Here is a 14034-nt window from a genome sequence, read left to right as displayed (position 1 = left end):
TATCCGCGCATCGAGCGCTTGCTATGGTTCCGGGGTCTCCACCGGCTGGTTCCAATGCGAGCTATCGTATGCCCTTTGTCCTCCGGTTCATGCCGGAGCTCTGGAATTGGAAGAGGGAATCGATATGACCACCCAGCGCATCCGCGACTTTCTCGCAACCCGACGTCCCGATGGTCCCTGCCTCGTGGTTGACCTCGACGTCGTTCGCGATAATTTTCACGCCTTCCGTCACGCCATGCCGGACAGCGCCATCTATTACGCCGTCAAGGCCAACCCGGCCCCGGAAGTGCTGAAGCTGCTCGCAGGCCTCGGCTCCAATTTCGATTGTGCATCCGTTGCCGAAATCGAAATGGCGCTCGAAGCCGGTGCGACCGCCGCCCGCATCTCCTATGGCAACACGATCAAGAAGGAACGTGACGTTGCCCGCGCCCATGCGCTCGGCGTCAGCCTCTTTGCGGTCGACAGCCACGAGGAAGTCGAGAAGATTTCGCGCGCCGCTCCCGGCGCCCGAGTCTTCTGCCGCGTGCTCACGGATGGCGAAGGCGCCGAATGGCCGCTGTCGCGCAAGTTCGGCTGCGTTCCGCAGATGGCTGTCGACGTTCTCGTCTACGCCCATCAGCTTGGCCTTCAGTCCTATGGCGTCTCGTTCCATGTCGGTTCGCAGATGACCAAGGTCGATGCCTGGGATTCGGCGCTCGCCGATGCCAAGCGCGTCTTCGTATCGCTTGCCAAGCAGGGCATCCACCTGCAGATGGTCAACATGGGCGGCGGCTTCCCGACCAAGTATCTGCGTGACGTTCCGTCCGCAGAAGCTTACGGCAAGTCGATCTACCAGGCGCTGCGCACGCATTTCGGCAACCAGATCCCGCAGACGATCATCGAGCCGGGCCGCGGCATGGTCGGCAATGCCGGTGTCATCAAGGCGGAAGTCGTTCTGATTTCGAAGAAGTCGGACAATGACGATGCCCGCTGGGTCTTCCTCGACATCGGCAAGTTCGGCGGTCTCGCCGAGACGATGGACGAAGCGATCCGCTATCCGATCCGCACGGAACACGACGGCGACGAGATGGAACCTTGCGTCATTGCCGGTCCGACCTGCGATTCGGCCGACGTGCTCTACGAGAAGAACCTCTATCCGCTGCCGATCTCCCTTTCGATCGGCGACGAGGTCCTGATCGAAGGCACCGGCGCCTATACGACGACCTATTCGGCGGTCGCTTTCAACGGTTTCGACCCGTTGAAGTCCTACGTCATCTAAGGTCGTTTCCGCCGGCCCCGTAACCAGCCGGGGCGGCAACTTCACAATTTTCCTTCATCGCCGCTGATAACGGTATTGGGTACGGGAGGCCAAGATGGCCGCTGTTCTTGATTCTGTCCGCGCATTCTTTGCGCCTACCACTTTCGCCATCGACGCCGAAAACCCCTCGGATGTCGTTGCGCGTGAAAACCTGCTCGACCGCGTCATGGGCCCGGATCGCCGCAAGAAGTCGTCGGAGAAGATCCGCCGCAACCGCGTCCCGGCCGAGGGCCTTGCGCTCGTCGCGCGCGATCGCGACGGCCATGTCATCGGCTCGGTGCGGCTCTGGAACATCGAGGCCGGCGTCAATGACGAAGGCACGCCGATCAATGCGCTGCTGCTTGGACCGCTCGCCGTTGCGCCCCATCAGGGCGGCAAGGGCATCGGCTCGGCGCTGATGCGTGCGGCGCTTCTCGAAGCGAAGAAGCGCGGGCACGGCGCCGTCCTGCTCGTCGGCGATGCTGCCTATTACGAGCGCTTCGGCTTCTTTGCCGAAAAGGCTCGCCATCTCGTCATGCCGGGTCCGTTCGAACGCTCGCGCTTTCTGGCGCTCGAGCTCACGGAAGGCTGGCTTGGCGGCGCGGCCGGCATGATCGTCCCCTCGGGACGCATGCTGACCGGTGCCCCGGTTCGCCGCGCAGCCTAGAACGGGATTGGGCCGGATCGGCCTGAAACGTCACGCGGAGCCGTAAGGCTGCTCCGACCGGCCGGCCAGGTTGGGAATTTTTCCCCCGGCTGGTAATATCCGCGCCGTTTGACCACGCAGGCAGGCGGGCCTGGTGTAGTTGCGGCGCGGATTGTCTTTCTGGCATCAAGTTTCGAAAAGGCGCCGGCAGCACGCGGAAACACAATCGCGTGAAAAGGGGCGCCGGCCCGCGAACATATCGCGGCGATATCCTATCTTGCGTCGCATGATCCGCCTTCTTTCCCTTCTGCTTTTCTTCTGCCTGCCGCTTGCTGCAACGGGGCCGGCGACTGCCCAGAGCACAGCTTCCGGCGTCGGCGGGCTTGGTCCGCGTCTCGATCGCGCGGCGAGCGACCCCGCGATGAGACCTCTGAAGACGGTGATTGTCGCTCGCGACGGGCGTGTGCTCAGCGAACGTGGGTTTCATGGTCATTCGCCCTCGGAATCGACCAATATCAAATCCGCTTCGAAGTCGATCATTTCGGCGCTGGTCGGTATCGCCATCGACAAAGGCCTGCTCGAGGGGCCGGACCAGAAGATCGCGCCGATCCTGAAGGCCGATCTTCCGGCAGCACCAGACCCGCGCATCAACGACATCACCATCGGCAATCTTCTCTCCATGCAGGCGGGGCTCGATCGCATGTCGGGGGCGAACTACGGCCGCTGGGTCTCCTCGCGCAACTGGGTGCGCTTTGCGCTGTCGCAGCCTTTCGTCGATCAGCCCGGTGGCGAGATGCTCTATTCCACCGCATCCACGCATCTGCTTTCGGCCATTCTCACCAAGGTCGGCCGGCGGCCGACGCTGGTGTTGGCGCGCGAATGGCTGGGTCCTGTCGAAGGTTTCCGCATTGGCGCATGGGAGCGCGATCCGCAGGGCATCTATCTGGGCGGCAATCAGATGGCGATGAGCGCCCGGTCCCTGCTTGCCTTCGGTGAACTCTACCGCAACGGTGGCAAGACCGCCAACGGCCGCCAGATCGTCCCTGCCGACTGGATTGCCCAGTCGTGGCAGCAGCGCACCAACTCGCGTTTCTCTGGCGATGAATATGGCTATGGCTGGTTCACGCGGCAGATCGGCGGCGAGCAGGTGCATTTCGCCTGGGGATATGGCGGGCAGATGCTCTACATCGTGCCGTCGCTTGATCTCACCGTCGTCATGACCTCGGAAGAGAGCGGTCCGTCTGCCCGAAGCGGCTACAGGGACTTGCTGCACGGTCTGTTGGCGGACATCATCGGCTCGGTGCGGGCCGCTTGATGACAGCGCCGCGCGTCTTTCAGACGCGCCAAGGGTCTGTAGCATTTAGAATTATACAGCAGGGAAAAACCCGCGATCGTTAAATTTTTAGCGAAGGCTCCAATCAAACCGCAAAACGCTTCCTGTAAGCTCCGCGAGAATTTCGGGAAAGCGCCATGCTGCTGGATCTCAGGACAATCTATTTCATTGTTGCCGTGAGCTGTTTCGTGCTGGGCGTTCTCCAGCTTGCAGCCTATGCGACGGGTCGCTTCGAGAGGTGGCCGCTCTGGTGGGGTTTGAGCAACCTTCTTGTCGGTGTCGGCTCGTTTCTCGTCGCGCTGCGCAATCTCGTTCCCACCTCCGTCTCGATCGACGGCGGCAATATCGTCACCATCGCCGGCTATATGCTGATGTTCTTTGCCGTGCGCGTCTTTTCGGGACGAGCGCTCGACCAGCGCACTTTCTGGCTTGCGATCTTGCTCATCAGCGTTCCTGTCGTCCTCATCGTCAGCGATCCATCGGCAGTCTCGGCGAGGCTCCTCTACGTCTCCGTCATCTGCTGCCTCTGCGATCTTGCCGTTGCAAGGGAGGCGATCAGCATTGTCCGGCGCGAGAGGCTTTATTCGGCAGCCTTACTTGTCGGCCTCTACGCCTGCACTGCCGCGATCTTTGCGGTTCGCAGCATTCTCGCGGCGACCGGTGAGATCGGAGGGCCGGATCCCTTCGGCGGCAGTGCAATTCACAGCTGGATGGCGGTATCGGCGGTCGCCTTCATCATGCTGCGCAGCATGGCCATGGTGCTGATGGCCGCCGAGCGCAGCCGAAATCAGCTGACGGAACTCGCTCACCACGATCCGCTGACCGGCGCGCTCAATCGCGGCGGCCTTGCCCAGCATCTGCCGGCTCTCGGTTCCCAGCCGGTATCGCTGCTGATCATCGACATCGACCATTTCAAGCAACTGAACGACAGGCATGGCCATGCTGCCGGTGACGACATCCTGCGGCTTTTCGCCAGTGTTTCGAGAGGCATCATGCGCTCCGGCGACCTGCTCGCCCGTCAAGGCGGGGATGAATTCCTGGCGGTGCTGAAAAACGTTTCCCTGGAGGAGACGATGGCGATTGCCGAGCGCATCCGTCTCGCTTTCGCCGCTGCCGTCATGCAGCGGCCGGATCTGGCCGTCTTTCCGACGCTGAGCATCGGCGTTGCCGCTCGTGCGGAAAGCGGTGGAGATTTTGAGCGGTTGACGCAGAAGGCGGACGAGGCGCTCTACCGTTCGAAGCGCGAAGGCCGCAACCGGGTCGAAGCCTTCGGGGAGAATCAGCAGGCCGCGTAGGAACGGGGCGGCCCTAGATATTCTGGTCCATCGTCTCGGCCGGAATTTCGTCGGCGCGGTGGATGCGCACGACCGTTGCCGGCACGCCGGCAACCGTGCAATGCGTGGGAACCGGTTTGAGCACGACGCTGCCGGCGGCGACCTTGCTGAAGGCGCCGATTTCGATATTGCCGAGGATCTTGGCGCCCGCGCCGATCATCACGCCGTGGCGGATCTTCGGGTGGCGGTCGCCGGTCTCCTTGCCGGTGCCGCCGAGCGTGACGTTCTGCAGGATAGACACTTCATCCTCGATGACAGCCGTTTCGCCGATGACGATGCCCGAACCGTGGTCGAGCATGATGGATGCGCCGATCCGTGCCGCCGGATGGATATCCGGGCCGAAGACCAGCGAAACGAGATTGGCGAGCCAACTGGCGATCTCCGGACGGCCGGCGATCCAGAGCGCATGGGCGATGCGATGCGTCTCAAGCGCATGAAAGCCCTTCAGATTGAGAAGCGCGTGCAGAAATGTCGTGCAGGCCGGATCGCGCTCGCGCACGGCGATGAGATCGGCCTCGACCTTCCGCATGATATCGTCATCAAGTGTGGACAGGATGAGATCGAACAAATCACCTGTTTCCACCTGCGCTACGGAGAGCCGCGCGGCCAGCACGCGGGCGATGATCTCACCGTTGTTGGCAGTGTCCGTTACCTGAGCGGCAAGCAGCTGCCGCAATATCGGCTCGCGCGCGGCGAACTCGGCCGCCTCGGCGCGGATCACGGTCCAGATGGATGCGTCGGCCAAAGGCTGCGGCTGTTGCCCGGCTAAACCGAGGCGGGTCGATTTCGACATTTCCGTTTCCTCTGTCAGCCACGGCAGCGCAAAGCGCTTCCTGCTCGTGGTTCATGTTTCGCCCAGGCACGGCGTTTGGCAAGCCCCGATATCCTACGGACTTGAGTCGGATAGCGTATTCTAACCGGATGGCTGCGGGCGAGGAGTCAGCTCCGGAAGCCGGCGCCAATGATAAAGCACATCAGGCTCCCCTTCTTCGTTGTCGGCGCCATCGGTCTCCTTTTCAGCGGTAAAACCGTGCCGTTCGTAGAAGCTGCGAGCGCCTGCATTACGCTTAAACGTCCAGAGCCTGATCTCGTTCATCTCCTCCTTGGCGCAACCGAGGAGGGAAGTGCCGATGCCCCTGCCCTGGAAACCGGGGAGAACGTAAAGCTGCTCTATCCAGTTGTCGCCATAGGCGATGACACCAACGAGCCGGTTTCCCAAGGCAGCGCCGAGGATGGAGCAATTCGGCAGCAAATGCATGCGCCAATACTGCTCTTCCTCATCGGGCGTATGCACATCCGGCAGCCAGGGCAGCCGTTTCCACAGGGCGACGCGTCTGATTGCGGCCGCGGCTTGCATGTGCTCGGCCGTCAGCGCCATGATTTCGGGTTCCGTCAGGGCGTCGTCCATTACCGGCAACAGGCCTCAAGCCGAAATATCGATGACGCCGCAATCGCCGGCTTCCGAGCCGAAGGCGAGCAGCTTGCCGTTTTTGCTCCAGCTCATCGCCGTGACCGCACCCTTGCCGGGCCGGCGCAGCAGGGCTTCCTTGCTGTCGGCGATGCGCACGGCCAGGATCATGCCGTCGATGAAGCCGATGGCGAGGATGTCCTCGAGCGGATGGAATTTCACCGCGGTTGCCATGATATTTGCGCGGGTGCCGAGCTCCAGCGGCGCCTTGCCCATCGGCCCGTCCTTGCCCTGGAAGGGCCAGACGATTGCCGCAGGCGCGCCCGAAGACGCGAGCCACTTGCCCTTGACCGACCAGGAGAGCGATTTCACCTTGGAAGGGTAGCCGGTCATGCGCATGTGGCGGGCTTCGGTGCCGGGCTTGATGTCGAGCTTCCAGCCGTGCAATGCGTTTTCCTGCATCGAGGTGACGAGGAAATTACCATCAGGCGAGAAGGTGACGCCGGTATGCGCACCCTTCCATTCAAGATCGATCGGCTTGGCATTCATGCCGATCCAGTGCAACGACACACCGTTGTAGCGCGCGGCCGCGATGCGCAGGCCTTTCGGTGCAAAGGCAAGACCTTCGACGGTGCGCTCTTCGGGGAATTCCTTGGTCGTGCCATCGACAAGGCGCACGAGCGAACTCTTGCCGTAGGAATAGGCAACGGCGCCCTGCGGGCCGGCTGCCACCTGCGAAATCCACTTGCGCGGCGCGGTCGCGATCTCGCTGACGCTGCCGTCGGCGGCAATGCGCAGCACCTTGCCGTCCTCGCCGCCCGAAATCAGGCTCTCGCTGTAGGGATCGCGGATCGCGGTGAGCATGCCCTGGTGGGCTTCGGAAACCCTGTCGCCGCCGTCCAGCCGGTGGAATGTACCGTTTGCGCTTGCGAAGAAGGGAACATCACCTAAAAATTCGACGGCCAGAACGTGGCCGTCGAGATCAAGCGGTGCAACTGTCGGCATCAGGCGGCTGCCTCGCAAGCCTTGAAGGAGGTTTCGAGCTTCTCGCGGTCGAGTTCGCGGCCGATGAAGACGAGACGGCTCTCGTGCTTTTCGCCTTCCTTCCACGGCCGCTGATGATCACCCTCGATGATCATGTGCACGCCCTGAACGACGTAACGCTCGGGATCGTCCTTGAAGGCGATGATACCCTTGAGACGCAGAATATTCGGCCCCTGCGTCTGGGTGATTTTCTGGATCCAGGGGAAGAAGCGCTCGGGGTTCATCTCGCCGCCGCGCAGCGACACCGACTGCACCGTCACATCGTGGATCGCCGACATCGCGCCATGGTTATGGGCGCCATGGTGATGATGATCGTGATCATGGTCATGATGGTGATGGTCGTGATCGCAATCGGGGCCGCAGACGTGGTCGTCATGGCCGTGCTCCAGGAAATGCGGATCGTTTTCGAGCGCGCGCTCCAGGTTGAAGGCGCCCTGATCGAGCACGCGGGCGAGGTCGACCCCGGAACGGCTGGTCTTGTAGACGCGGGCGGCCGGGTTGATGGCGCGGACGATATCTTCGATCACATCAAGTTCTTCCGGGGTCACCAGGTCGGTCTTGTTGATGATGACGACGTCGGCGAAGGCGATCTGGTCTTCGGCCTCGCGGCTGTCCTTCAGGCGCAGCGGCAGGTGCTTGGCATCGACGAGGGCGACGACGGCGTCGAGCTCGGTCTTGGCGCGCACATCGTCATCCATGAAGAAGGTCTGGGCGACGGGCACCGGATCGGCAAGGCCGGTCGTTTCGACGATGATGCCGTCGAAGCGGCCGGGGCGGCGCATCAGGCCTTCGACGACGCGGATCAGGTCGCCGCGCACCGTGCAGCAGACGCAGCCATTGTTCATCTCGTAGATTTCCTCGTCCGACTCGACGATCAGGTCGTTGTCGATGCCGATTTCGCCGAATTCATTGACGATGACCGCATATTTCTTGCCGTGATTTTCGGAGAGGATGCGGTTGAGCAGCGTCGTCTTGCCGGCACCGAGATAACCGGTGAGCACGGTAACGGGAATAGGCTTCTGGGTGGAGATCGCGTCGGTCATGAGAACCTCTAGGATTAGGCGTGCGGCCGAGCGGCTTGGGATCGGCTGCTTGAACGGTTGGTCTCATATAATGGCTTGAGCGTGGCAGTTCAAAGGGTTTTATAATGTTATAAGATCACATCGTCTGGCCGGTCCAGATGGCCCATATTCACCTGAGTTGCGCGACATCGAATGCATCGATATCACCAAGCAATTCGACCAGTCCTTTTACCGCATGGGCAATCAGCGCCTCGCCTTTCTCTGCCGTCGCAGCTGCGGCATTGCCCGCCACGCCTTCGACATTGAGGTCCGACATCTTCCAGCCGAAGGCGTGCGGCCCGTAGGCGCGCAGATGTTTGAAGCGCTCGGCGAATTCCGTCTGTCGCGAGGGGAAGTCCGCCGCCTTCGCCATATCAACCTTGTCGGGATGAAGGGCCAGCATCACCGAGGTCTCGATATCGCCGCCATGGATACCGATCGCCTTTTCCTCCGGCGTGACCAGGCCATCCGGCACGCCGAAACGGGTCCAGCTCGTCGCCACCGCCAGCATGGCAAAGCGGACCCGCGCCTCGGTGGCGACGATTGATATGACGGGCGAATTGCCGCCATGGGCGTTCAGCATCACGAATTTGCGGATGCCCTGCTTTGCCAGGCCTTCGGCGATGCCGAGCCCGCGGTATACCGCTTCGTCGAAGGCAAGCGTCTTCGTTCCTTCAACATCCATATGCTCTATGGAATAGCCGATGGATTCGGCGGGCAGGAAGGTGACCGGCAGGCCAGCGGGCAGGGCCATCTTCAATCGCCCGGCGATGCCTTCGGCAATCAGTGTGTCGGTTTCGAAGGGCAGGTGAGGGCCGTGTTGTTCATGGGCGCCGAGCGGCAGCACGGCAATCAGATGGCGCCCGTCAGGTGCAAAGTCCGGGTTGCTGTCCTCGAAGCGCGGCGAAGGTGTCATCATCCGGTCGTTGCCTCTTGTTTATGACGAGATCCTGAGCAATGTCATATCGCAGCGGCGTCGGGGCTTAAAGATCAAAGGGATGGCTATGGGAAAGAAGCACAAGGACGGCAAAAAGAACAAGTCCAAGAAGAAGGACCAGACCGAGTATACGCTCGTCGATCTCTCCCCGGCCCTGACCCAGGCAGCGCGTTCCATGCGGACGGTGCTTTCGCGCAACCTGCTTGAAAGCGGGCTCTATGCCGGCCAGGACGGCGTCATTCTCTCGCTTGCCGAGAGCGACGGCATGACGGCAGGCGGTCTTGCCCAGAAGCTCGGGGTCAAGGCGCCGACGATGACGCGCACGATCGGCCGCATGGAGGCGCAGGGATTTCTCGAGCGCAAGCCCGATGCGGAAGATGCGCGCCTGACCAAAGTCTATCTCACCGAACTCGGCCGCGGCAGCGTTCAGGGGATCGAGATGGCGGCCTCGGCCTGCGACAGGCTGGCGACGCAGGAGTTCTCCGAGAAGGAAATTCGCAATCTCGTCCGACTGCTGAAGGCGATCGATGCCAATCTGCAGGCCGAAGCCATTCATATCGAAGAACCGGACGAAGACTGAAATTTCCCCGAAAGACGAATTGCTTCCATCGATTAAATCTTTTAATTAAACATTTTAAGGGCCGCGCCGGTTTGACGGCGGGGTCTTGCTGCTTGCGTGCTGCCTGGAGGAGGACACGTGGTCCAGAAGATCAAGCTTTCGACAATCGCCGAAACGCTCGGCATTTCAACGGCGACCGTATCGCTTGCCTTACGCGACAGTCCGCTCGTCGCCGGCAATACGCGGGAGAAGATCAAGGAACAGGCGCGCGCGCTCGGCTATATCTACAACCGCCGTGCCGCCAGCCTTCGGACCTCCCGCTCCGGCATCATCGGCGTCGTCGTGCACGACATCATGAACCCGTTCTATGGCGAGATCCTCAAGGCGATCGAAAGCGAGCTCGATCGTAGCCGCCACACCTTCATCCTTTCCAATCATTACGACAATGTCGAAAAGCAGCGCACCTTCATCGAGACGCTGCTGCAGCTCGGCGGCGACGGCGTCATCATGTCGCCGGCGATCGGTACGCCGCCGGAGGACGTGCAACTGGCGGAAGACAACGGCATGCCGGCGATCCTGGTCGCCCGCTCGATGGAAGGGCAGGACCTGCCGACCTATCGCGGCGACGACAGCTACGGTATCTCGCTTGCCACCAACCACCTGATCGGCCTCGGTCATCGCTCGATTGCCATGATCGGCGGCACTGACCAGACATCCACCGGCCGCGACCGCTACCAGGGCTATGTCAATTCGCTCCGCAAGGCCGGCATCGAGGTCGATCCGAACCTGCGCATTCCCGGTCCACGCTCGAAACAGGGCGGTTTCGAGGCTGCAGTGCATTTCCTGTCGCTGCCGCAGAAGCCGACCGCAGCCGTCTGCTGGAACGATCTCGTGGCGATCGGCCTGATGAACGGCATTGCGCGCGCCGGCCTGGTGCCGGGACGCGATATTTCCGTCACCGGCTACGACGATCTCGAGGAGGCCTCGATCGCTACGCCTGCGCTAACGACCGTCTGGAACGGTCAGGCCGAGGTCGGGCGCCTGGCCGCCCGGGCGCTGCTCGATCGCCTTGCCGGCAGCCATGAGCCTGACGGCATGCATCTGATCAAGCCGGAAATGCGCATTCGCCAGTCCACCAGTCCCCATCGGCCGCGCGCCTGAACCAAGACCACCATCCAAGAGGAAAAGCCATGTCCCGCATCGCCATTCTCGTTCCTGGGAAGATACACGAGCGTGTTCTCGGCAGGTTGAAGGATCGTTTTGAGATTATCGCCGTCCCGCGCGAGGAGACGCTTGCGCTTGACGGCGAGATTGCCGGCCGCATCCGCGGCGTCGCCGTATCCGGTTCCTTCCCGGGCGCCTGGATGGACCAGCTGCCGCACGCCGAAGTGATCGCCAATTTCGGTGTCGGTTATGATGGCGTCGATGTGAAACATGCCGCCGAAAAAGGCATTGTCGTCACCAATACGCCTGATGTGCTGAACGATGAGGTCGCCGATACGGCGATCGGCTTGCTGCTGAACACGGTCCGCGAATTGCCGCGGGCCGAAGCCTGGCTGCGCGCCGGCAACTGGAAGCCGGGCAACGCCTATCCGCTGTCGCGTTTCTCGCTGAAGGGCCGGCATGTCGGGCTTTACGGCCTTGGCCGCATTGGGCTCGAAATTGCCAAGCGGCTGGAGCCGTTCAAGGTGAAGATCAGTTACCACACACGTTCGCGCCATGCCGATGTGCCCTACGATTATCACCCGACGCTGAAGGGGCTGGCGAATGCTGTGGATACGCTGATCGCCATCGTTCCGAAGACGCCGCAGACGCACAAGACGATCGATGCCGATATTCTGGCAGCACTCGGCCCTGACGGCATTCTCGTCAATGTCGGCCGCGGCTGGACGGTGGACGAGGAGGCGCTGAGTGCCGCGCTTGCTTCCGGCGCGCTCGGCGCTGCCGGTCTCGACGTCTTCTATGAAGAGCCGACCGTGCCGGCCGACCTGTTGGAACCTGCGAATGCCGTGCTGCTGCCGCACGTCGCCTCCGCGTCCGTGCCGACACGCAATGCAATGGCCGATCTCGTCGCCGACAACCTCATTGCCTGGTTCGAGAAGGGTGCGGCGCTGACGCCGGTGCCGGAGACTCCGCAGAAGGCTTAGGCGCGGGGTGGCTCCCCGGGCGATGCTTGCCGAGTAACAGACATAGCGCTTCGCGGGCGCCTGGAGTCAGGCAATCGCCTGCGCGGGGATGACCGGCAGCTTGGCCGCGGCATAGCTGCGGACGGCGTCGCCGAAAGCGGCGAACAGCTGGTTCGAAGACTTGTCGGTTTCAGCCCAATATTCCGGATGCCATTGCACGCCGACGGCAAAGGCCTTGGCGTCGATGACGGAGACGGCCTCCACCGTGCCGTCCTCGGCGATGGCTTCTACCTGCAGGCGTGGGGCAGTCCTGGCGATTGCCTGGCGATGCAGGGAATTCACGCGGATCTCGCCCGGACCGAGAATGCCTGCGATGCAGGAGCCTTCCTTGACGTGGACGGTCTGGCGAATGGCGTACATGCCGTCCCGATCGACGCCTTCCGGCCGGCGGTGGTCCCAGATGCCGGGCTGCTCCTGGATCTCGCTTGCCAGCGAGCCGCCGAGGGCGACGTTCAGCTCCTGGATGCCGCGGCAGATGGCCAGCAACGGGATGGCGCGGTCGATGGCGCGGCGGATGAGCGGCAGGCTGGTGGCGTCGCGGGCGGTGTCGAAGGGGCCATCCTTGTCATCCGCCTCGATACCGTAGAGCGAGGGATGAACATTGCTGGCCGAACCGGACACCAGCAGGCCGTCGACACGGTCGAGGATCGCATCGGTATCGTAGCCTTCCTCGAAGGCGGGAATCATGAAGGCCATGACACCCGCCGCATTCAATGCGGCCCGCAGATATTGATGCTGCACCGCATGCCAGGTCGCGCCGTCGAAGCTGCGGATATCGGCAGGAATGGCAACGATCGGTTTCGTCATATCAGCCCCGGTTAAATCTTTGTGCTTGCCATTTCTGCCGCCAGAACGGCCGTCAAGTCAACGCTTGGCTGCACCGGCTGGCCAAATTACGGCGGAAGCGGTGCCGAGGTTCTCGGGTTTCCGCTAAGCCGCTGATTTTGATGGGCGCGTTTGCGCCGCCTTATTGCCGTTTGATGCCAAAGGCTAATAGACTAAAGCTTGAATCGCGGCCCTCGCCATGCTTAGCTTTGCCCTCGCTGCGAGCAGGGTGAAGATCAGCCGCGCAGTGCCATCTATATGGGAGGTTTTTGATGGATCGTCGTTCGTTTTTCAAGAAGGCGGGAACCGCCGGCGCCGGTGCGGTTGCCGCAACGGCATTGGCAGCGCCTGCGATCGCGCAGGAGAATCCGAAGATCGCGTGGCGCATGACGTCGTCGTTTCCGAAGAGCTTGGATACGATCTATGGCGGAGCCGAGGATATCGCCAAGCATGTTGCCGCCGCGACGGACGGCAATTTCACGATCCAGCCTTTTGCGGCCGGTGAAATCGTGCCCGGCCTGCAGGCCGTCGATGCGGTTGCCGCCGGCACGGTCGAGGCAGCCCACACCACCTCCTATTATTTCGTCGGCAAGGACCCGACCTACGCCATCGGAACGGCCATTCCGTTCGGATTGAACAGCCGCCTGACCAATGCCTGGTACTACGAAGGCAACGGCAACAAGCTGATGAATGAATTTTATGCCACGCAGGGCATGTATGCGCTGCCGGCCGGCAATACCGGTGCGCAGATGGGCGGCTGGTTCCGCAAGGAAATCAATACGCTCGATGACCTCAAGGGCGTCAAGATGCGCATTGCCGGCCTTGCCGGCCGCGTCATGGAGAAGGTCGGCGTCATCCCGCAACAGATCGCCGGCGGCGATATCTACCCGGCGTTGGAAAAAGGTACGATCGATGCGGCGGAATTCGTCGGCCCCTATGACGACCTGAAGCTCGGCTTCCACAAGGTGGCGAAGTACTACTATTATCCGGGCTGGTGGGAAGGTGGCCCGACGGTGCATGGGTTCTTCAATCTCGAAAAATGGAGCAGCCTGCCCAAGCACTATCAGGCAGCGCTGACCGATGCCTGCGCCTTCGCCAACACCAACATGCTGGCGAAGTACGACACGAAGAACCCAACCGCGCTGAAGCAGCTCGTCGCGGAGGGCGCGACGTTGCGCCCGTTCAGCCAGGAGATCATGGAAGCCTGCTTCCAGGCAGCCACGGGCATCTACAGCGAAATCTCGGGCACGAACCAGTATTTCAAGAAGATCTACGACGACCAGGCCGCCTTCAAGCGGGATGCCTATCTCTGGATGCAGCTGTCGGAATACACCTTCGATACGTTCATGATGATCCAGCAGCGGGCCGGAAAGCTTTAAGCTCTCCGTCGACGCTTCAGACGAGCGCAATACAAAACCCCGGATC

The 14034-nt window shown here is 61.9% G+C and carries 14 protein-coding genes; 8 read left to right on the top strand and 6 right to left on the bottom strand.

Going from position 1 to position 14034, the window contains the following annotated elements; translation table 11 throughout:
* Window positions 1-124: 124 nt before the first annotated feature.
* The 4 genes from odc2 to RlegSU303_RS19870 all read left to right on the top strand — a co-directional run bounded on the left by odc2 (window position 125) and on the right by RlegSU303_RS19870 (window position 4550).
* The gene (odc2, locus tag RlegSU303_RS19885) at window positions 125-1258 is read left to right on the top strand and encodes an ornithine/lysine decarboxylase (protein WP_025396064.1); all 1134 of its coding nucleotides are present in this window, start codon (window positions 125-127) and stop codon (window positions 1256-1258) included.
* A gap of 94 nt (window positions 1259-1352) precedes the next feature.
* Complete coding sequence (locus tag RlegSU303_RS19880) at window positions 1353-1943, top strand: GNAT family N-acetyltransferase (protein ID WP_094087400.1); 591 nt, start codon at window positions 1353-1355, stop codon at window positions 1941-1943.
* Window positions 1944-2208: 265 nt separating this feature from the next.
* Complete coding sequence (locus RlegSU303_RS19875; protein WP_077979458.1) at window positions 2209-3237, top strand: serine hydrolase domain-containing protein; 1029 nt, start codon at window positions 2209-2211, stop codon at window positions 3235-3237.
* A gap of 155 nt (window positions 3238-3392) precedes the next feature.
* A complete protein-coding gene (locus RlegSU303_RS19870; protein ID WP_231283295.1) occupies window positions 3393-4550 on the top strand; it encodes a GGDEF domain-containing protein in 1158 nt (385 codons plus the stop codon).
* A gap of 13 nt (window positions 4551-4563) precedes the next feature.
* On the opposite strand, the gene cysE is transcribed toward RlegSU303_RS19870, so the two are convergent.
* From cysE to RlegSU303_RS19845, 5 genes are all read right to left on the bottom strand, one after another.
* Window positions 4564-5382, bottom strand: coding sequence for a serine O-acetyltransferase (gene cysE / locus RlegSU303_RS19865; protein ID WP_017962141.1), 819 nt, complete (start codon window positions 5380-5382; stop codon window positions 4564-4566).
* Between the two features lie 120 nt (window positions 5383-5502).
* A complete protein-coding gene (locus RlegSU303_RS19860) occupies window positions 5503-5997 on the bottom strand; it encodes a GNAT family N-acetyltransferase (RefSeq protein WP_026158889.1) in 495 nt (164 codons plus the stop codon).
* Between the two features lie 15 nt (window positions 5998-6012).
* Entirely contained in the window at window positions 6013-7002 is a 990-nt protein-coding gene (locus tag RlegSU303_RS19855; RefSeq protein ID WP_026158888.1) for a WD40 repeat domain-containing protein, read from the bottom strand.
* Window positions 7002-8084, bottom strand: coding sequence for a CobW family GTP-binding protein (locus RlegSU303_RS19850; RefSeq protein WP_017962138.1), 1083 nt, complete (start codon window positions 8082-8084; stop codon window positions 7002-7004). Before RlegSU303_RS19850 ends, RlegSU303_RS19855 begins: the two co-directional genes overlap by 1 nt.
* A gap of 148 nt (window positions 8085-8232) precedes the next feature.
* Window positions 8233-9021: a creatininase family protein gene (locus RlegSU303_RS19845; RefSeq protein ID WP_131718818.1), complete on the bottom strand. Its 789-nt coding sequence runs from the start codon at window positions 9019-9021 to the stop codon at window positions 8233-8235.
* An 85-nt stretch (window positions 9022-9106) separates the two neighbouring features.
* Here RlegSU303_RS19845 and RlegSU303_RS19840 point away from each other — a divergent pair, with 85 nt between their 5' ends.
* The 3 genes from RlegSU303_RS19840 to RlegSU303_RS19830 all read left to right on the top strand — a co-directional run bounded on the left by RlegSU303_RS19840 (window position 9107) and on the right by RlegSU303_RS19830 (window position 11745).
* Window positions 9107-9619 (top strand): MarR family winged helix-turn-helix transcriptional regulator, encoded by a 513-nt coding sequence (locus tag RlegSU303_RS19840; RefSeq protein WP_025396056.1) that lies wholly within the window; start codon window positions 9107-9109, stop codon window positions 9617-9619.
* Window positions 9620-9736: 117 nt separating this feature from the next.
* On the top strand, window positions 9737-10759 hold the full coding sequence (locus RlegSU303_RS19835) for a LacI family DNA-binding transcriptional regulator (RefSeq protein WP_003542973.1): 1023 nt from the start codon (window positions 9737-9739) through the stop codon (window positions 10757-10759).
* Window positions 10760-10788: 29 nt separating this feature from the next.
* Window positions 10789-11745, top strand: a complete 957-nt coding sequence (locus RlegSU303_RS19830; RefSeq protein ID WP_131623747.1) for a 2-hydroxyacid dehydrogenase — start codon at window positions 10789-10791, stop codon at window positions 11743-11745.
* A 66-nt stretch (window positions 11746-11811) separates the two neighbouring features.
* On the opposite strand, the gene RlegSU303_RS19825 is transcribed toward RlegSU303_RS19830, so the two are convergent.
* Window positions 11812-12591, bottom strand: a complete 780-nt coding sequence (locus RlegSU303_RS19825) for a gamma-glutamyl-gamma-aminobutyrate hydrolase family protein (protein WP_131718819.1) — start codon at window positions 12589-12591, stop codon at window positions 11812-11814.
* 290 nt (window positions 12592-12881) lie between these two features.
* Between RlegSU303_RS19825 and RlegSU303_RS19820 the strand changes: the two genes are divergently transcribed.
* Window positions 12882-13988 (top strand): TRAP transporter substrate-binding protein, encoded by a 1107-nt coding sequence (locus RlegSU303_RS19820; protein ID WP_027667804.1) that lies wholly within the window; start codon window positions 12882-12884, stop codon window positions 13986-13988.
* Window positions 13989-14034 lie beyond the last annotated feature (46 nt).

The sequence above is a fragment of the Rhizobium sp. SU303 genome (assembly GCF_021052345.1).
GTDB lineage: Bacteria > Pseudomonadota > Alphaproteobacteria > Rhizobiales > Rhizobiaceae > Rhizobium > Rhizobium laguerreae.
Note: the sequence above shows the minus strand (reverse complement) of the source record. Positions and strands in the feature narration are given on the sequence as shown.